The organism is Paenibacillus sp. FSL R5-0519 (assembly GCF_037974275.1).
In the GTDB taxonomy this organism is placed as follows: Bacteria; Bacillota; Bacilli; order Paenibacillales; family Paenibacillaceae; genus Paenibacillus.
Genome location: NZ_CP150234.1, coordinates 5,073,619 through 5,092,509, shown reverse-complemented (window position 1 = coordinate 5,092,509; position 18,891 = coordinate 5,073,619). Strand labels below are relative to the sequence as shown.

Below are 18,891 nucleotides of genomic sequence, written 5' to 3'. Positions count from 1 at the left end.
CAAGATGACAACTGGTCATAACATATAATTTGTTTTTAATGAAAGCTTTTTGTACCTTCCCTATCAACAGGAGGTTATTCAAGGATATGCAGGATCATGCGGAACTGAAAAGCCAGCTTCGATCCAGACTGAGACACAGCCGTGATCTGATGGATGCGAGCATGCATCAGCAGGCGATGACTAAGATTAACGTTGGAATGAGGCGTGAGCTGGATCGCCTTAGACAGGCCAAGAGTAAGGTCATGAACAGACCACTCGTCATATTCAGTTATCTGTCCTATGGAAGCGAAGCATCCACAGCTTTTCTTTTTCAAGAGGGCTGGAATCATGGAGATGTGATGTATGCACCGAAAGTGTTGGCGAACCCACCTCGAATGGAGCTACGGCGAGTGACCGGAGAACGGGATCTGGAGCCAGGCATATGGGGGATACCGGAACCTAAGGATTCCTGTGAAGTTCTCAAGCCTGAAGATTGGCCGGATATCGATCTCGTCCTGGTACCGGGGCTTGGTTATGATCTGCATGGGGGGCGTATTGGTTACGGTGGCGGTTATTATGATCGTTTTGCCGAGACGCTTGCAGCAACATGTGTGATAACTGGCAAGAAACCTTTGATGGCTGCGATGGTATTGCCGGGTCAGCTACAAGAGGAGATCCCGATGGACCTGCTCGATCTGCGGATGGATCTGTTGATAACAACCGAAGGTATATTACATATCGAATAAAGGGTTGTGATGTAATTGAGTTCAGAAGTGAACAACGGCCAGGCTTCGGGTGGAAAACTGACCCATTTTAATGAACAGGGGCGGGCCCGGATGGTTGATATTTCGGGTAAGGAAATTACTGTGCGTACGGCTGTGGCCGTAACCAAGGTGACGATGAATCCAGATACACTGGAAGCGATTCGGGAGGGCCGAATCGGCAAAGGTGATGTTCTGGCTGTTGCTCAGATTGCCGGGATTCAAGGCGCGAAGAAAACGTCGGACTGGATTCCGATGTGCCATCCGCTGGCACTGACGGGTGTGGATATTCGTTTTCATGATAACGGAGTGGATGAATTACACATTGAAGTTACTGTCAAAACCGAAGGTAAGACGGGTGTTGAGATGGAGGCCCTCACGGCTGCCTCGGCTGCAGCACTGACGGTCTATGACATGTGCAAGGCCATGCAAAAAGATATGATTATCGGTCCTACCATGCTGAATTCCAAGAGTGGTGGCAAAAACGGTGATTACAGCCGATAGACAATATTTATTTTCATAGAGGAGAAGGGTGATCTTTATGGTGTGGAGAACAGCAATCCTGACAGCCAGTGACAAAGGAGCCCGCGGGGAACGTGAGGATACGAGTGCACAAGTCATTCGGGAGCTGGTGGAAGAAGAGCTGGGTGGTCAAATCGTGGAGTACCGTATCGTTCCGGATGAACCCGATGAGATTATTGCGGCTTTGATTGAGATGACGGATTATTTTCACGCCGATCTGGTGCTGACTACCGGTGGAACGGAGCTGGCCATTCGTGATATTACTCCAGAAGCGACCCGGCGCGTAATTGAACGGGAAGTTCCAGGGATGGCAGAGGCCATGCGGTACAGTGTAATGAGCAAAAACCGTTCTGCCATGCTGTTCCGTGGTGTATGTGGTATTCGTGGACGCACGCTGATTGTCAATCTCCCAGGTACACCGAAGGGTGTGCACGAACATCTGGCTGCCATTATGGATCAGCTTCCGGAAGCGCTGCTGATGGTTACAGGTCAGTTCAAGCAATAAGCGAGTACGGACTCTCGTGCATGATATCCGATTAGACATAAACCATTGTTCGGGTAATATCTCTTATTTGTGAATATTGCGGGTTATGTAAGTGGTTACATCTGTGGTATGATGGGCTTAAATTAAGAGCGACGCAGAAGACATCTATGAACATCTGGCCGAATATGCGCATCTTTGAAGCTTGAGACGAGGAGGAATATCAATGTTAAGTTCCATTGGACCAACGGGTTTTATTTTGCTGGCCGTGATTGCATTGCTGTTGTTTGGACCCAACAAACTTCCGGAACTGGGACGTGCAGTTGGGCGTACCTTCCGTGAATTCAAAGAGGGCGCTCGCGAGATTATCTCTGAGGATGACTCGTCCAATCGCAAAGAGCAGGAGAAGGCAAAACCACTGGCGGCTGAGAGCACACCTGCAGACAAGCCTGCTGATAAACGCCTGCCGGAATAATCTTGACGGCAATGAAAGAGAAATCCCTTCCTGCCGGAAGGGTTTTGTATTTTAAGCTGGCAATAATGGGGGGCAGGCATGACGCAGCAAATGGAAGAAATGTCGATTACGGAACATCTGAGTGAGCTGCGGAAGCGGCTGATCTACGTATTAAGTATTTTTGTGCTGGGACTGATTGCAGGATTTTTTGTAGCGGACCCGGTATACCAATATCTGACCAAGTCAGAGTCGGCCAAAGGTTTTGTATTGCATGCCTTCTCGTTCTGGGACGGGATTGGCATTTACATGAAGATTGCGGGTTTATTTTCACTTATCATTACGCTGCCGTTTACGGTGTATCAGATCTGGAAGTTTGTTAGTCCGGGGCTTAAACCGCGCGAACGAAAAGCAACGCTGAAGTATGTGCCTTATGTATTTCTGTTATTTCTTATAGGGATGGCTTTTTCGTATTATGTTATATTTCCGATGGCACTCGCCTTTACAACAGCGATTACGGAGAAGATGGGGCTTGTGGAAACCTACGGGATGAAACAGTATTTCAGCTTCCTGTTTGGTATTGTGTTGCCTGTGTCCCTGTTATTCGAGCTTCCTTTGCTTATTATGTTTCTGACAGGACTGCGGATTCTGAATCCCATTCGTCTTCGCAAGATGCGCAGAGTTGCTTATTTTGTCCTGATCTTCATTGCAGTGGTGATTACACCTCCAGACTTTATTTCCGATCTGCTGGTGATGATTCCCTTGCTTCTGTTATATGAGATCAGTGTGTTATTATCCGCAATTGTATACCGCAAGCAGCTTGCGGCCGATGAAGAGATCGAATCCCGTTACGTCCGTGCCGAGGATAAGAAACATGCGGGTTAGAACATAAAATGCTATCAAAGTGGAACACAGGATATCTCATTCATGGCTGGTATAACTGGTATGCGTGTGAATGAGGATGATCAGTAACTGTAATGTGCCCGGAGAAGACGGTTTGTTCTTTTCCGGGCTATTGTTGTAGATTGTTCCACTGCTAGGCAGGACAAGCAGGCATATTATGTTCAACAATGGATACAATGGGAAAGGGACTGTCAGCTAACGTTGCAGAAGGGCTCAAGAATTTCGTAAAATAAGAATAGTGAATTTCCACATAGAACCAGGCACAGCGGGTGTACTTTGGCTATGTTCGTGTAAATTCAACGTAAATTCTCGCAGGAATTCGTCAAAAGGACTTGAAATCATGCTTCAAGTTGAGTATCATAAAGTTGGTTGTTAGCACTGAACACTGTCGAGTGCTAATACATATGGCTACAACCTACAATGTAACGTTATATAATTTCAAAAGGAGGCTATTTTTCATGATCAGACCTTTAGGTGAACGCGTATTGGTAGAACCACTGGAGCAAGAGCAAACAACTTCTTTCGGGATCGTACTCCCGGACTCCGCCAAAGAAAAACCGCAAGAGGGTAGAATCATTGCAGTTGGTGCTGGAGCATTGAAAGACGGCGTACGTGTGGCTCTGGAAGTGAAAGAAGGAGATCGCGTTATTTTCTCCAAATATGCCGGTACAGAAATCAAGTTCGAAGGTAAAGAATATTTGATTATGAAAGAAAGCGATATTCACGCGATTCTCGACTAATTCAAATTTAATCGGATAACCGAACCATATAGCAATACCATTTTCCAACAAAAACTAGGGAGGTTTTCTTAACATGGCTAAAGACATTAAATTCAGTGAAGACGCTCGTCGCTCCATGCTTCGTGGTGTGGATGCATTGGCTAATGCAGTAAAAGTAACACTCGGTCCTAAAGGCCGTAACGTGGTTCTGGAGAAAAAATTCGGAAGCCCGCTCATCACTAACGATGGTGTAACGATTGCTAAAGAAATCGAACTGGAAGATGCATTCGAGAACATGGGTGCACAACTGGTTAAAGAAGTAGCTACTAAAACCAACGATGTTGCCGGTGACGGTACTACAACAGCAACTGTACTCGCGCAAGCGCTGATCACAGAAGGTCTGAAAAACGTAACTGCAGGTGCTAGCCCAATCGGTATCCGTAAAGGGATCGACAAAGCGGTTAAAGCTGCGGTTGCTGAATTGCAATCCATCTCCAAACCGGTTGAAACCAAACAATCCATCGCACAAGTTGCAGCAATCTCTGCAGCTGACGAAGAAGTAGGCGAACTGATCGCTGAAGCTATGGAAAAAGTAGGTAAAGACGGTGTTATCACTGTAGAAGAATCCCGTGGATTCGCTACGGAGCTTGAAGTGGTTGAAGGTATGCAATTCGACCGTGGATACATCTCTCCTTACATGATCACAGACACGGACAAAATGGAAGCTGTTTTGGACAATCCGTACATCTTGATCACAGACAAAAAAATCTCCAGCACGCAAGACATCTTGCCATTGCTTGAGAAAATCGTTCAACAAGGCAAACCGCTGGTATTGATCGCTGAAGATATCGAAGGCGAAGCACTGGCTATGCTGGTTGTGAACAAACTGCGTGGTACATTCAATGCTGTAGCTGTTAAAGCTCCAGGATTCGGTGACCGTCGTAAAGCAATGCTGCAAGATATCGCTGCCCTCACTGGTGGCCAATTGATCACGGAAGAACTGGGTCTGGACCTGAAATCCGCTGTTGTGGAACAACTGGGTACAGCTCGTCAAATCCGTGTAACCAAAGAAAACACAATCATCGTTGACGGTGCTGGTAACAAATCCGATATCGATGCACGTGTTAGCCAAATCCGTACACAATTGGAAGAAACAACTTCCGAGTTCGACAAAGAGAAACTGCAAGAACGTCTGGCTAAATTGTCCGGCGGTGTAGCAGTAATCAAAGTCGGTGCGGCTACTGAAACAGAATTGAAAGAACGCAAACTTCGCATCGAAGATGCCCTGAACGCAACTCGCGCTGCGGTTGAAGAAGGTATCGTATCCGGTGGTGGTACAGCGCTCATGAACGTATACAACGCGGTTGCAGGCGTAGCCCTGTCCGGTGACGAGCAAACAGGCGTAAACATCGTCCTGCGCGCTTTGGAAGCACCAATCCGTACAATCGCAGCTAACGCTGGCGAAGAAGGTTCCGTAATCGTGGAACGTCTGAAAAAAGAACAAACTGGCGTAGGCTTCAACGCTGCGACTGGCGAGTGGGTTAACATGATCGAAGCAGGTATCGTTGACCCTGCGAAAGTAACTCGTTATGCATTGCAAAACGCTGCTTCCGTAGCAGCAATGTTCCTGACTACTGAAGCGGTTATCGCTGACAAGCCAGAACCAGCAGGTGCTGGCGGCGGAATGCCTGACATGGGCGGTATGGGTGGAATGGGCGGCATGATGTAATAAAGGTGTAAAAACCTTAAATGCATCATGTGCCTGGCAGAGCGAATTCTTGTTATGATGTGACGAGAATTCGTGAAGCAGCCGCTGTTAGAAATGATAAAGAATATAACCACCATGTCTTAATGAACTCATTAAGGCATGGTGGTTTATTGTAATAATGGCAATAATATTCTTATAGAATGATATGATTTTACATAGGTGTCTCAATAACCTGAAAATTTTTTTAGTGCTTTACTTTTAAGTTTGTCCTATATGAGTAATACAAAATATGCTAATTGACGTGGAGATTATATGATTATCAAAAATTTAATAAGCTATTACGAAGAGAATGTTTCAGATTATGGATTGGTTTACAAGTACATACCGTATCTTCGTCGTTTGATTTCTTTACTTGGGCTTGCTTATGTGATTACAGCAGTTTTAATGATTATTGGTCTAATTCACAAGATGATAAGTGATAATATCTATTATTGGTTTTTTATACCTTTTATAGTTGTTTTTGTGGCTATTATATGTGTAACAAAATTCCAAGTATCTAAAATCACCAAAATTTTAAATAATAATTATCAAATATTTCCCGATCCAATGGAAGGCTGGAAAAATCAAGAATACAAAGAGAAGCAACATGGACTCTTAGTGGGCTACTTGAAACGAAATAAATTATATGAAAAACAAAAAATTGAATACCTTATAGATCGGATCAATGAACTTAGTTTAAGAAAATTTCCACCACTACTAGCACCTAGTATAGTAGTAGCATTCATTTTGCCGCTCTGGAACCATTTAATTCCTATAATATATAAGTATATTTTTTTAGGATCAACTTTATGGAAAGTGGTTTTTATGCTTTTATTAGTATTATCAGTCTTTATATCTATATTTTTCACAGGGATAATTAATCGTTTGTTTCATAAGTTTAAAGATACAGTGTGGTCCAAAATATTTAGGAACGAAAATACAAAGAGGAAGGAGATCAATGAGATTCTACATGATATTTATTTAAGTTTATAAAATACTGGAGAGCCATTAATTAAATTTTTTGAATATTTAAATTAGATATAGTGTTCTGAATAGGAAGCTCTAAGACTAAAACTTTGCTTCGATGATTTCGTATATACTGTGATACATAGACAGCTTATCAGTAACGACTTGAGGAGGAAATGATTTTGAGAAAGGGTACAAAATGGACATTGTTGATTCTGGGCTTGATGCTCGCTGCAATTTTTATTAACTTCTTTATGAATCTATATAGCTTTGCATATGCACTGATTACGGTACTTTTACTTGCCTTTATGGGCTGGGGATTCTTAGCGAAGTTAAAGAACGACGTTCGTCAGCATGAAGACAATCATAGAAGAGAGCATCAGTCTGCGATTGATGACATTGACAGATACACCAGGTAATTATCAACGGGTAAACAAAATAACATATCAATTTAGGATCAAAGTTACGATAGTTCGAATCACACCTGAAATATGTAAAGGCTCCCTTAAGGGAGTCTTTTTTAATGATCATTTTTTTGAAAAAAAGGTATGGATAATTTCTTTTATTGCTAAGCAGATAGTTGTTAAGTAAAATAAACATATGAATAAGTGTTCATATATTACTTCATAAATAATATTGGAGATGATACATATGTATGATGTATTGGTTATCGGGGCTGGGCAAGCAGGATTGGCAGCAGGATACTATCTTCAGCAGTCGGGGTTGAATTTTTTAATCGTTGATGCTGTCTCATCTGTGGGGGAATCTTGGCGTAAACGGTACGATTCTTTGCGTCTTTTTACTCCACGAATGTATGATGGGTTACCGGGAATGCCGCTTGGTGGAAACGAAAATGATCTGCCAAGCAAAGATGAAATTGCAGATTATTTAGAAAGTTACGCAAAGCAAATGCATCTTCCCATAAAGTTAAACTGTGAAATCTTCCGTCTCTCCAAGCAAGATGAAGTGTACTATGCCGAAACCAATGATGGAATAATTGAAGCGCGCAATATTATCGTTGCCACGGGGCCTTTCCAGAGCAAGAATGTTCCTCATTTTGCAAAATCATTATCCGAGAGCGTAATTCAGCTTCATTCATCAGAGTATCAAGATAGCTCTCAATTGCTCCCTGGCACAACAGTAGTTGTAGGCGGAGGTAATTCAGGCGCACAAATCGCTGTAGAGTTAGCATCAGATGATAGACAAAAGGTATACATATCCATTGCTCGAAATATTACCTTTAAGCCATTGCATATCATGAAACGAAGTATATTCTGGTATTTCGAAAAGCTCGGAATATTACGTGCAAGTGCTGACCGTATGGTTGGAAAATGGTTGCGGAATCAGCCAGAGTACGTCTATGGCTATGAGTTAAAAGAATTGATGACCCAGGGGAAAGTTAACATGCGCCCACGTGCCATTAATGCAATAGATGATCGTATCCTATATGAGGATGGGAGTGAGACACGAATAGACAATATGATCTGGGCGACTGGATTTAAGCGAAATGATAGTTGGATCGATATCCATACTGCTTTTGATTCCAAAGGTGAAATGATACACGAGAGAGGCGTATCACCGGTTGCTGGACTGTACTATATTGGACTACCTTGGCAAACATCACGGGGCTCAGCACTGTTGGGATGGGTCAAGTACGATGCTCAGAAGATCGTTAGCCATGTGATTCAAAGGCAAGACACATTGTACTAGTAGATGCTAGGGATGATTAGCGAATATCATAACTCACATTTTTGGGTATATTCCTAAAAGGAGGGATTTTATGAAATTATTTAAACTGCCAATCATTCTTTGTGTTATAGTGCTTGTATCTATTGTCTCAGCTTGTGGTGCGGATGATATCATCCGCGGAAAGAGCGATAACTGGAATATATCTCTTCAGAGATCGACAGGGATCTATACGATAACCTACATCGGTGATGAAAAGCGTATAAAAGATTTTGTGTTTGACCTTACGGGCAACAATTTATCACAACAGGGGAAATCACTTGATGAAGAAGGGGTACCGTTCACGATGTCGGGAACAATTACGGAGGCGGAGAAAACGAAAGATCCGATTACCTTTAAAATGAGTTGGAACAATCAAAGCGAGACTGTAACTTTTGAGTAGATAGCGGAGGTGTTCATCATTGGTTGGCCATTACTTCATCATTTCTATAGTACGCACTACATAACTTGCGTTAGGCCGTTCCTTATGGGAGCGGCCTTTCTCACAATTGCGCCTTACTTCGCAACAGAGATTTTAAAAGTAGATTGTTCATGATCCTGTACGCTGAAGCGATATTGCAATCCATCTCGAACCGTTGCCCCATCAAAATCTGACTGATTCACATCGCGATCCAATAGACCGATATCCTGAATGACATCTTGTGCATCGTTATACGTGTACTCACTATGGGTTGTGAGAATGAGTGTGGCGATCGCGGTCAACAGAACTCCACCTGTGGGTTGGCTCGTGTCACCAGTTGAGTATAAACTGATTTTCTGAATGCTCCGATCTGCATTAAGTGCACCAACCAAACGCAATTCGTCATTAAAGACATACTCGAAAGCACCGCTACCTTCGGAGGAGTCTTGTATATCCAAGCGGGTAATGCTCAACCCATTCAATCGGTATTTGCCTACGGCACTGTTAAACTTGTTTTTAAATTCATCGGTAGTCATATGGAGGCCAGAAAGTTCCATCTGAGATGAAGGGGGCTGATCTTCTCCAGACTGAGCAGAGTTCGAAGATAAAGTCAGCATGCCATACAACCCAATTGAAGCAATCGCAAAACAGGCCACCGTTACAAAAATGTATTTGAATGGCAACCTATTACCTTTACGCATAGACAAGATCATCAGAACAAGAAATCCCAAGAAAGCAATGAAACCAAGAATGAAAAGAGCGGTAAACAGATATTGCAAATTCTCACCTCGTAATAGACTGGTATTTGAAATTGTATTGATTCCATAGTTAAACGGGTGCAATTCAGTTTGCACCTCATTCATTATAATGTTCCATTGGAAAAGTTCAAACTCACAATACTCACGACCCAACAAAAAAAGCACTGCTGGCAGTATGCCAGCAGTGCTTGCTTGGTGTTATACAGGTTTTACCGTAAAGGTGAAATGATATGCGCGGTTGGCCGGCAAGGTGTATTCAGCGTGGGTACGTGCGCCCCAGCTATCATCCCCGCCGACACCCATTTGTTTGTAATTAATGCGGGCGACAGTCTGTGTACTCTGAGGTAATTTATACACATGATCATTGGCTTCGAGTTCCTCAGGTGTCCACGGCAACGCATTGATCTCAAATGGTATGTTAGCTTCAACGTGCAGTCCACTTTGACCATCTGTTGACGCGATTTCAGCAAAGCGTACATCGGTTTTGTTACCACACTCTTGTGGTTTCAGGTATGGAACGAATTGATCTCGAACCGCACCTGTGTAATAGCCGAGACGTGCACTGGTTAGGCGGTCTGCGTAATTGTCATGCGGGCCTCTGCCGTACCAAGAGATTGTATCCAGGCTGTTATTCAGTTGCAGCAACATACCGAACTCTGGTAGATCAGGTAGGCCCTCGCCTGGAATAAGCGTTTGACTGATTTCCAATATGCCATCCATATCAATGCGGTACGAGATGGACAACGTACATCCCGGATGTTGATCCCACGTATAATCGGTCGTCACGAGAATGCCTTGCTCGTCTGTATGGTGCTCAAAGCGAATTAATCTGCTGGTAGCGTGAGCATCTCTCCAGAAAGCAGAACGTATATTCAGCTTGTTCCCCATATCGTTGTCTGTCATGGCTCTCCAGAAATTCGGCCGGATCGGTGCCAGCAATTGTTCCTGATTGTTGATCTGATAAGACGTTAACACGCCAGTAGTCGGGTTAAAGCTCAACGTGACTTGACCAGTCGCTACTTTCAATTCATCTTGCAGCTCCTGTACCTGTGGCGAATTGCCTTGTCCTTGGTGTACCGGTTGGAAAGGACGCAGTCGCGGAGATACCACGAATTGATCCCAGGCAATCTCATGACCTGTTCCTGCCCATGTGGTTGCAACTTTGGTAACCAGAGATACAGTCAGTACCGCTTCCTTAAACAGATCGGATGATGGCGTGTAAGGGATACGCACTTCAGCCGATTCGCCAGGCGGTACCGCAATATCCAACGTGCCGTTCTCAACGGATATACCATCGTGTGTTACTGTCCATATGAGCGAATAGTCGCTCAGATCCGTGAACAGGAACTGGTTTCGGATGCGCAGCAGGCCGTCTTTGACGTCAATAGCCTCCATACGAACGTTCTGATAACATTTCTTCACTTCTTCCAGCTTCGGTGTAACCGTCTTATCGGCCAGAATCAGTCCGTTTCCGCAGAAATTGCCATCATGAGGGGATTCGCCAAAATCTCCGCCGTATGCGAGATATTCTACTCCGTCTGCCGTCGTGGTACGAATGGACTGATCGACCCAGTCCCAGATGAATGCACCCTGTAACACTTCATATTTATCGAACAGATCCCAATACAGATGCAGTCCGCCGCAAGAGTTACCCATGGCATGGCTGTATTCACAGATAATATAAGGTTTCTTCGGTCCTTGCATGCGAGCATAATTCTCCACATCCTCAGGACTGATATACATCGTCGATTCAATGTCGCTTGCCGAATCGGAAGGTCGATAATGGAAAGTCCCTTCGTAATGAACGAGACGGGTCGGATCGACTTGTTTCAGATAATCGTACATGGCGATGAAGTTATCGCCGCCGAAGGACTCGTTACCCAGAGACCAGATAATCACGGACGGATGGTTTTTGTCCCGCTGGAACATCGAGTTACAGCGATCGATGACGTTGTTGCGCCATTCCGGCTTACTCGCCGGAATATTGTTTTCGTTCATTTCCTTTTGCCCATAGTACCACGTGCCGTGAGTCTCCAGATTCGTTTCATCAATGACATAGAGACCATACTCATCACACAGTTCGTACCAGAGGGACTGATTCGGATAATGGGATGTACGCACAGCATTAACGTTATAGGACTTCATCAGCTCGATGTCACGAATCATATCTTCCCGACCAATGGCTCGACCGGTATCCGGGGAAAATTCATGACGATTCACGCCTTTGAATACAATGCGCTTGCCGTTGATTTGCATCAAGCCGTCCTTCAGTTCAAACTTGCGGAATCCAATCTTGCTGCGAACCGCTTCCAGCGTTTCACCTGTGTCATTCTGAATGGACAGCACAAGTGTATACAGATGAGGGGTCTCGGCGCTCCATAGAAGCGGTTTCATAACCTCTGTTGACAACTGGAATGAAAGTTCATCCTCGCCCTGGAAATTAACCACTGCAGTAAGTGGTTGCTTCAATACAGTCTGCTGTTGTGCATCATAGAGCTGTGCCTGAACGGACAATCCGGCAGTAGTCTGCACCGCGTTATGATTGAATAATTTTACATCCAGCAGCAGCTCCGCATCCTGATAGGCATCATCCAGTTCAGTGCGAACAAAGAAATCGGCGATCTGAACAGGTGAAGGTGAATGCAGGTATACACCACGGAATATGCCGCTTAGCCGCCAGAAATCCTGATTCTCCAGCCAGCTCGCATCACACCATCGATATACCTCTACAGCCAGCTTGTTTTCACCCTCCGTCAGATATGCAGTGATATCGAATTCTGCGGGTGTGAACGTATCCTCGCTATAACCGACGAGCTCCCCGTTAACCCATACATAGAAGGCGGATTCAACGCCCTCAAAGTGCAGCAGGACAGGCCGGTCTTTCCAGTCTGCAGGAACAGTAAACGTACGGATGTACGAACCCACCGGATTATAAGTCGTTGGTGCAAAGGGTGGCTTCAATTCAGGCTCACGCTCGACCCACGGATACGTCATATTCGTATATTGGGGATAATCGTAACCTTGTAGCTGCCAGTTGGAAGGAACGGCGATCTCGTCCCAGTCACTGGCATCATAGTTGTTCTCATAAAAGGATGCAATCCGTTGCTCCGGTGTCTCCGCAAAGGCAAACTTCCACTGACCATTCAGTGATGCGTACCATGGTGATGCACTGGATTCATTGGATAACGCTTCTGCTACAGATGGAAACGCTACCATAGACGCATGTGCGGGTAGACGGCCTACTTGAAAAGTCTCAGGATTATTGTTCCATTCCGGGTATCCATTAGCCGGAGGGGTGTATACCAGTTTGTTTCGCATAACAGCAACTCCTTCTGAAATGTTATAATATTGTCATTATAGAATTGAATGATGACTTAGAGAATAAAGAATATTGCCCATATATATTACAATATGAAACTAACGATGGAGAAAGGGGTGTACTGGATGGATACCCGGATTTTTTTTGGTAAAACAGAAGAAGCTGCTCGCCTGCCGATCTATATGACCACGGTTGGTTACTGGGAACACCAATATGAAACCGAGCGTCCAGAGGGATTCCCGGATTATCAGATCCATCAGATTATTCATGGCCAGGGGAGACTGATTATACAGGAAGAAGAGTATATCGTCGGCCCGGGAGACGTTTTCTTTCTGTATCCTGATATTCCGCATCGATATATGCCCATCAGTGATCGTTGGGAGCTGGCTTGGGTGTCGTTCCAGGGGAGAGAGGCCAGCCAGTTATTATCTTACGCGGGGATAACCGGTTCAAGCGTGTGCAGACTCAGAAAAGCCACGCTGTTACGTGGCCTAGAGCAACTTCTGGTTAGAGGAGAGCATGGGGATACGACGGATTACGCAGATTACGATGTGGAATGCTCCAAACAATTATATGCCCTGCTGCTGGATCTAAAGCCAATGCTCATCGCTTCCGCCAATTATAATGATGAACTGGAGCGATTGAAGCCTGTGCTGCGTTATATTGCAGAGCATCTGGATCGTTCATTGTCGCTGAAGGAACTGGCCGATGTGGCTGTAGTATCTCCCCAATATTTGTGCAGGCTGTTTCAGAAGGCGCTCCATATCAGACCTGTATTTTACGTGAACCAGGAACGGATCAATCGGAGCAAACAACTTATGTTCAGTGAGAGAGAGCTGCGAATCTATGAAGTGGCTGATCGAGTGGGTTACGAGAACGCCAGTTATTTCTGTGCGATGTTCAAACGGCATACAGGCATGAGTCCCGAACGTTTTCGCAAACTGCATGGACTGAATTGATGAAGTTACAATTTTGATGCTCCACCTGCCCTAGGGGCAACAGAGTACACATCGCTTAAATGACATGCCAGATACACCTTCATCCAACCCTCGGAATCGTTCAGATCCACGCGTAGAATCTCCTCTATTTTGCGCAGACGCAGGTACAGCGTATTGGTATGAATATGAAGACGTTCGGCTGTGACTTGCACAGATCGATTTGCGGCAATGTAGGTTTTGAGTGTGAGTTCAAGCTCTCCTGATTTTTGCTGTTGAAGAGGCGACAGAATTTCATGAATGTAGTTCTCAATATCAGACGGTTCCTGATTCAGAAACAGCCGATTGATCCCGATTTCTTCGTAGAGCATCAGGCCCGCTTTGTTTTGTTTCAGCAAAAAGGATAACGAGCGTGTAGCCTCGTCATTGCTTTTGGACACGTACTCAAGCCCTTGATAAAGTCCACCGATGCCGATAGATAGGGCAGGGGTTTTGGAGGTGGTCCATTTCTCTACAGCCGATTCCAGCCTGCTGATGATCCAATGTCTGACCTTGGGCTCGGGTGCCGCAGCCAGAATCGTAATTTTGTGATGTGCACTGAACAACAGATGTTCACGGGTGCCTAGTTCCTTTTCGATAAATCCAATCAATTTGCGCACCCAATTTTCAGTGGTTTTCATATCGGGATGTTCCCCATAGAGCTGCAATTGTGCGACGAACAAGGACTGATGGGCTGGCAATTGAAAGCTGGAAAGTCGTGCCTCCAACTGCTGTGGATCTCTATATTGCACCAGATCGCTGAAGAAATCCTGGTTTTTTCGATAGGACATTTCGGTGAGGGAGTAGGTGTTCATCATCTCCAGCATGACAATAGCTCCGCCTTGTTCCAAAATCACATGATCCAGCTGACCTATCGGATGATCTAATTGGATGGCAAAACAACCAAGCATCAGTGATCCATTCACAATCGGATATAGGTAATAATCGCTTTGATCCGTTCCACCGGATAAGGTGATGGGGTTAAATTGACTGTCCAGAGCAGTGTAAATATCTAGCTCACTTAAAAAGACACTTTCTGGGAGAATAGGGTACCAGTCATTTCTGGCCATGTCCACATAATAGGTAGGAAGCTTCAACATCGACCCAACCGTCTCAATGATATGTTCAAGGCTCACATGTTCAATGGAAAGGGCCGTGAATTGATTATGAATTTCATTGCGGCTAACGAGATATCGGTTCGTTTCCAGCAGTTCTGAATACATGGTGGCATTGGAGATCGCAATGGCTGCCTGATCCGCGAATCCCTGCATCACATTCAGATCATGTGGGGCAAATCGTCTGTGTTGTTCAAATTGGTATACCAGCATCACTCCGATTTTATGGGTGTTCATCGTCACAGGAACGGCGATAAGCCCTTTCGCCATAACACCATCAGGCAATGAACGTACAATGATATCCGCATTCTCCTGACTGACATTGCCCATATCCTTAAAGGCATCATCCGGTGTGCTGTACATTCGGCCAATGCCTTCCTCGTATACTTTTCCCGTAATGCCCTCATCCAGCTCGCCCTGATATTGATACACACTATCCTGAAAACCGACCTTGGCTCTAGGGATCATCTTGCCAGAGTCCGGATCAACCATCATGAACAGTCCACAGGAAAGAGAAGGGATGACATGCAGTGCATTCTCCATGATTTTGAATAACAAGTCGTTCAACTCCAGGGAACAGGTCAGCTCCCGCAGTCCGGTCAACCATCGATCATTGTGTGCACGTTCCATCTCGATCTGCTGCTTCAGCAGTCCTTCCCGAATCAAGGACTCCAGACGTTCACTTTGTAGCAGGGTGAGTTGTTTCTGGGTATCGATCACCACACGAATGTTGATATTGGACAGGAAATCAAACGTATACCTGAGAATCTTCCAGGATGGCTCGATCTGTTCTTGATCTGTATATTCAGGTACCTCTCCTTCGCGCACCCAGTTATTCCATTGGAAATCGTATTCGTCCTTCATCCAGATTCCGTACGAAGCAGATCCAAAGACCTGAACCATAAATGAGCGAACCGCTTCATGAATCATAGCAAACGTACTCCTTTCGTGTTCACACGGTGGCAAATGCTTACATATATAACATGACCTTCACTATGCTGTGTAATTTATATTCGATATTGTGTATATCACCATAATAAATATCAAAATGCTGTTGCTATCAACAATGACATTATACATTTGCAGCTTATATAATGTCATTAACTTTAACACTATACAATTTTATCGTAGTACAGCAATAGAGCTATAAATCAATAATATTGAAGTTCAACTTAACTTTTTACACGAGAACGGAGAGGACAGAAATAACGTGAAGAAGCAGAGCGTTTGCCTAAAAGTTTTCGTAAGAAAGCTACTTCGGAAGCATACGCTATCCCCGGATTTTCCCTTTGGAGAAGGGGATCAAAAAAATCTGGGGATAACAGCGATCGGAAGGTTATTCTGTCATCGGAGTGGAAGTGTAAATATTCTTTAGTTGAACTTGCAACCAAGTCTGAAAATGAGGTGGAGTACAGATGAGTCAAATTACTGCTTTTGTAGGTGCATTGTTGATTGATGGACAAGGTGGAGAGGCTGTTTCCGATAGTGTGGTCCTGGTTGAGAACGGGAAATTCATAGCTGCGGGTGCGAAGGCGACCGTTCCAGTTCCGGAAAGTGCCAAGCTTGTTGATGTAACAGGCAAAACGGTGATGCCCGGATTAATTGATGCCCATGTCCATGTGCACGGGGCCAAAAACTTGAATATGGCTGCGGTGGCGCTGGAAGCCAATGAACTTCAGATGGGGAGAGCGCTTCAGGATCTGCCGAAGCTGATCAACGCGGGTTTTACAACCGTCAGGGATGTAGGCAGCCACGTTGCTGTGTACATTCGTGATCTGATTAAGGAAGGTGTGGTGAAGGGGCCGCGAATTAAAACATCCCGTCATATGCTCTCGCAGACGGGTGGACATGCAGATATTCATATGATTCCAACGGAACTGAATATGTTTACCGTGTGTGACGGCGTTCCCGAAGTGATTAAGGCAACACGTACGCAGTTCCGTGAAGGGGCGGATTTCATTAAAGTGTGTTCCACAGGCGGGGTGCTTTCGGAGAAAGATGACCCTCGTTGGTCGCAATTCCGCTTGGATGAGCTGAAGGCGATCGTGTATGAAGCGGAAGCGGTACAGTCATATGTGGCTGCACATGCGCAAGGTACACAGGGGATCAAAAATGCGCTGGAAGCGGGCGTGCGCACGATTGAACACGGAATCTACATTGATGAAGAAGGCCTTGGCATGATGCTGGATCAAAAGGCGGTTCTGGTTCCAACGTTGGCCATTGTACATCGGATTATCAAAGAAGGGCATAAATACGGTGTTCCCGAATTTGGCATCCGCAAAGCCCAAAGTGTATATCAGGAGCATATTGAGAACATGATTATTGCGCGTAAGGCAGGCGTAACCATTGCAGTAGGGACAGATTTCTGCACGTGTGCACCTGTTGAGCATGGCGGGAATGCACTCGAACTGCGATTGCTTGTGGAAGATGTTGGATTTACGCCGATGGAAGCGATCGTGGCTGCAACACGAGATGCAGCAAGAGCGATGCAGATGGAAGCGGAGATCGGTACGATTGAGCCGGGGAAAGCTGCTGATCTGCTGGTATTAAATATGAATCCGTTAACGGATATCGGACTGCTCGAAAACACAGAGAATATCGAACAGGTCTATTTATCAGGTGAACGCTTGAAATAAGAAAGAGAAAGATGGTTCTGCGTGTACTGCACTGACAACATAGAGAATGGGGAGAAGCCACCATGTTTAGTCAACCGATATATATCGCCACGGTATTACTTGTTATTTTAGCTATAGGGGAACTGGTTTCGATCTGGTCCAAAGCACGAATTCCTTCCTTGCTTGTGATTCTGATTGGATATTTGCTGCTGAACTGGGCGGGGTTATTTCCCAAAGGAGTAGTATCGAGCTCCGCTCTCACTGCGTTCGGGGCTCTCATGGTGGCTCCGCTGATCGTACACATGGGCACATTAATACCGCTGAAGTTAATACGTTCCCAATATAAAGCAATACTGATCTCTTTGTTCGCATCACTCACGGCGACAGGTCTTATCCTGTTAATCGTATCACCGTTCTATGGTTATCCTACGGCTGTTGCCGGATCAAGTCCGGTTGTCGGTGGCATTATCTCTTATCTGATCACAACCACGAAGTTGCAGGAGATGAACTTGGGGCATCTGATTACGATACCAGCCGTTATTCTGGGAATTCACTCTCTCGTGGGAATGCCGATTGCAACCAACATGCTGCGCAGATATGCGCTGAACCTACAAAAGCAGGGTGCTTTTGAGAACAAGGTTGCAGGCGAATCCAATGTGAACATTAAAGAAGCGAATGCCAAAACATTCCTTCCACAACGTTTCCAAACTGCACCTATTCTGCTGTTGCTTTTGTTCATGATGGGCAGTCTCTCCATTTATCTGGGCAATGTAACCGGACTTAGCTACAGTATCTGGGCTCTGTTGCTTGGGGTGCTAGGACATCTGATTGGATTATTCCCATCTCGTGTGCTGGATAAAGCAAGTACATCGGGGATTGCGATGACAGGTCTGATCGTAGTCGTGATGACAAGTATGGAGTCGATCACTTTCGATGCGGTGGTTAGTTCCATTATTCCGGTGTTATTCATTATCGCAATCGGTGTAGTTGGGGTGCTAATCGGTGGATTTGTCGGTTCCAAGCTGTTCAAATGGGACCCGCTCAAAGGTCTGCCTGTAGCACTGACCGCACTATTCGGTTTTCCGGGGGACTATATTATCTGTGAGGAAGTAAGCCGTTCGGTTGGACGTGATGAAAATGAACGCAAAGCCATCCTCGATGAGATTTTAACGCCAATGCTGGTGGGTGGATTCACAACAGTCACAACAGCATCTGTGTTAATTGCGTCCATACTGATCAAGACACTTTAAGAGAGTATTCAAGAACGGACTTTTTGAACACGCACGGTAAGTAAAATTGATGTTCTTTTCATCCCAATTTCAGTTTCTATTAAGGTTACGAAGGTAAGATAAGTCTTGTAAACCCCTTCTCGTGTTAAATAGATGTGTGACTGGCCCTATCGGATTGTCCTCCGGTAGGGCACTTTTTTTCTTCA

General features: G+C 45.1%; 17 protein-coding genes. 14 read left to right on the top strand and 3 right to left on the bottom strand.

The window, feature by feature from the left end; all coding sequences use genetic code 11:
• Positions 1-86 precede the first annotated feature (86 nt).
• The 11 genes from MKY73_RS23045 (at position 87) to MKY73_RS22995 (ending at position 8,657) form a co-directional block, all read left to right on the top strand.
• Positions 87-725, top strand: a complete 639-nt coding sequence (locus tag MKY73_RS23045) for a 5-formyltetrahydrofolate cyclo-ligase (RefSeq protein WP_339303611.1) — start codon at positions 87-89, stop codon at positions 723-725.
• A 15-nt stretch (positions 726-740) separates the two neighbouring features.
• Entirely contained in the window at positions 741-1,244 is a 504-nt protein-coding gene (gene moaC / locus MKY73_RS23040) for a cyclic pyranopterin monophosphate synthase MoaC (protein ID WP_223869015.1), read from the top strand.
• Positions 1,245-1,281: 37 nt separating this feature from the next.
• Positions 1,282-1,767, top strand: a complete 486-nt coding sequence (locus tag MKY73_RS23035; RefSeq protein WP_017690080.1) for a MogA/MoaB family molybdenum cofactor biosynthesis protein — start codon at positions 1,282-1,284, stop codon at positions 1,765-1,767.
• Positions 1,768-1,969: 202 nt separating this feature from the next.
• Positions 1,970-2,218 (top strand): twin-arginine translocase TatA/TatE family subunit, encoded by a 249-nt coding sequence (tatA, locus tag MKY73_RS23030; RefSeq protein WP_036611264.1) that lies wholly within the window; start codon positions 1,970-1,972, stop codon positions 2,216-2,218.
• Between the two features lie 78 nt (positions 2,219-2,296).
• The gene (gene tatC, locus MKY73_RS23025; RefSeq protein WP_339240316.1) at positions 2,297-3,079 is read left to right on the top strand and encodes a twin-arginine translocase subunit TatC; all 783 of its coding nucleotides are present in this window, start codon (positions 2,297-2,299) and stop codon (positions 3,077-3,079) included.
• A 476-nt stretch (positions 3,080-3,555) separates the two neighbouring features.
• A complete protein-coding gene (gene groES, locus MKY73_RS23020; protein ID WP_153977313.1) occupies positions 3,556-3,837 on the top strand; it encodes a co-chaperone GroES in 282 nt (93 codons plus the stop codon).
• 73 nt (positions 3,838-3,910) lie between these two features.
• Complete coding sequence (groL, locus tag MKY73_RS23015) at positions 3,911-5,545, top strand: chaperonin GroEL (protein WP_094939589.1); 1,635 nt, start codon at positions 3,911-3,913, stop codon at positions 5,543-5,545.
• A gap of 291 nt (positions 5,546-5,836) precedes the next feature.
• Positions 5,837-6,556, top strand: coding sequence for a hypothetical protein (locus tag MKY73_RS23010; protein WP_339303610.1), 720 nt, complete (start codon positions 5,837-5,839; stop codon positions 6,554-6,556).
• Between the two features lie 155 nt (positions 6,557-6,711).
• Positions 6,712-6,948: a hypothetical protein gene (locus MKY73_RS23005; RefSeq protein ID WP_339303609.1), complete on the top strand. Its 237-nt coding sequence runs from the start codon at positions 6,712-6,714 to the stop codon at positions 6,946-6,948.
• Positions 6,949-7,180: 232 nt separating this feature from the next.
• Entirely contained in the window at positions 7,181-8,239 is a 1,059-nt protein-coding gene (locus MKY73_RS23000) for an NAD(P)/FAD-dependent oxidoreductase (RefSeq protein WP_339303608.1), read from the top strand.
• Positions 8,240-8,309: 70 nt separating this feature from the next.
• Entirely contained in the window at positions 8,310-8,657 is a 348-nt protein-coding gene (locus MKY73_RS22995) for a hypothetical protein (protein WP_339303607.1), read from the top strand.
• A 113-nt stretch (positions 8,658-8,770) separates the two neighbouring features.
• On the opposite strand, the gene MKY73_RS22990 is transcribed toward MKY73_RS22995, so the two are convergent.
• Together MKY73_RS22990 and MKY73_RS22985 are read right to left on the bottom strand one after the other, a co-directional pair.
• Complete coding sequence (locus MKY73_RS22990; RefSeq protein ID WP_339303606.1) at positions 8,771-9,538, bottom strand: hypothetical protein; 768 nt, start codon at positions 9,536-9,538, stop codon at positions 8,771-8,773.
• A gap of 93 nt (positions 9,539-9,631) precedes the next feature.
• Positions 9,632-12,751, bottom strand: a complete 3,120-nt coding sequence (locus MKY73_RS22985; protein ID WP_339303605.1) for a glycoside hydrolase family 2 TIM barrel-domain containing protein — start codon at positions 12,749-12,751, stop codon at positions 9,632-9,634.
• A 126-nt stretch (positions 12,752-12,877) separates the two neighbouring features.
• Between MKY73_RS22985 and MKY73_RS22980 the strand changes: the two genes are divergently transcribed.
• On the top strand, positions 12,878-13,711 hold the full coding sequence (locus MKY73_RS22980; RefSeq protein WP_339240326.1) for an AraC family transcriptional regulator: 834 nt from the start codon (positions 12,878-12,880) through the stop codon (positions 13,709-13,711).
• 5 nt (positions 13,712-13,716) lie between these two features.
• Here the strand turns inward: MKY73_RS22980 and MKY73_RS22975 are convergent, their stop codons facing one another.
• The gene (locus tag MKY73_RS22975) at positions 13,717-15,771 is read right to left on the bottom strand and encodes a helix-turn-helix domain-containing protein (RefSeq protein ID WP_339303604.1); all 2,055 of its coding nucleotides are present in this window, start codon (positions 15,769-15,771) and stop codon (positions 13,717-13,719) included.
• Positions 15,772-16,256: 485 nt separating this feature from the next.
• Between MKY73_RS22975 and MKY73_RS22970 the strand changes: the two genes are divergently transcribed.
• The gene (locus MKY73_RS22970; protein WP_339303603.1) at positions 16,257-17,477 is read left to right on the top strand and encodes an amidohydrolase family protein; all 1,221 of its coding nucleotides are present in this window, start codon (positions 16,257-16,259) and stop codon (positions 17,475-17,477) included.
• 62 nt (positions 17,478-17,539) lie between these two features.
• Complete coding sequence (locus MKY73_RS22965) at positions 17,540-18,706, top strand: hypothetical protein (protein ID WP_339303602.1); 1,167 nt, start codon at positions 17,540-17,542, stop codon at positions 18,704-18,706.
• Positions 18,707-18,891: the final 185 nt, after the last annotated feature.

Coding starts and splice junctions, on each gene's coding strand:
- MKY73_RS23000 (WP_339303608.1), top strand. CDS start 7,181: ATGTATGATGTATTGGTTATCGGGGCTGGGCAAGCAGGATTGGCAGCA.
- MKY73_RS22965 (WP_339303602.1), top strand. CDS start 17,540: ATGTTTAGTCAACCGATATATATCGCCACGGTATTACTTGTTATTTTA.
- tatC (WP_339240316.1), top strand. CDS start 2,297: ATGACGCAGCAAATGGAAGAAATGTCGATTACGGAACATCTGAGTGAG.
- MKY73_RS22980 (WP_339240326.1), top strand. CDS start 12,878: ATGGATACCCGGATTTTTTTTGGTAAAACAGAAGAAGCTGCTCGCCTG.
- MKY73_RS22985 (WP_339303605.1), bottom strand. CDS start 12,751: ATGCGAAACAAACTGGTATACACCCCTCCGGCTAATGGATACCCGGAA.
- MKY73_RS23035 (WP_017690080.1), top strand. CDS start 1,282: ATGGTGTGGAGAACAGCAATCCTGACAGCCAGTGACAAAGGAGCCCGC.
- tatA (WP_036611264.1), top strand. CDS start 1,970: ATGTTAAGTTCCATTGGACCAACGGGTTTTATTTTGCTGGCCGTGATT.
- MKY73_RS23045 (WP_339303611.1), top strand. CDS start 87: ATGCAGGATCATGCGGAACTGAAAAGCCAGCTTCGATCCAGACTGAGA.
- MKY73_RS22995 (WP_339303607.1), top strand. CDS start 8,310: ATGAAATTATTTAAACTGCCAATCATTCTTTGTGTTATAGTGCTTGTA.
- groES (WP_153977313.1), top strand. CDS start 3,556: ATGATCAGACCTTTAGGTGAACGCGTATTGGTAGAACCACTGGAGCAA.
- MKY73_RS23010 (WP_339303610.1), top strand. CDS start 5,837: ATGATTATCAAAAATTTAATAAGCTATTACGAAGAGAATGTTTCAGAT.
- MKY73_RS22975 (WP_339303604.1), bottom strand. CDS start 15,771: ATGATTCATGAAGCGGTTCGCTCATTTATGGTTCAGGTCTTTGGATCT.
- groL (WP_094939589.1), top strand. CDS start 3,911: ATGGCTAAAGACATTAAATTCAGTGAAGACGCTCGTCGCTCCATGCTT.
- MKY73_RS22970 (WP_339303603.1), top strand. CDS start 16,257: ATGAGTCAAATTACTGCTTTTGTAGGTGCATTGTTGATTGATGGACAA.
- MKY73_RS22990 (WP_339303606.1), bottom strand. CDS start 9,538: ATGAATGAGGTGCAAACTGAATTGCACCCGTTTAACTATGGAATCAAT.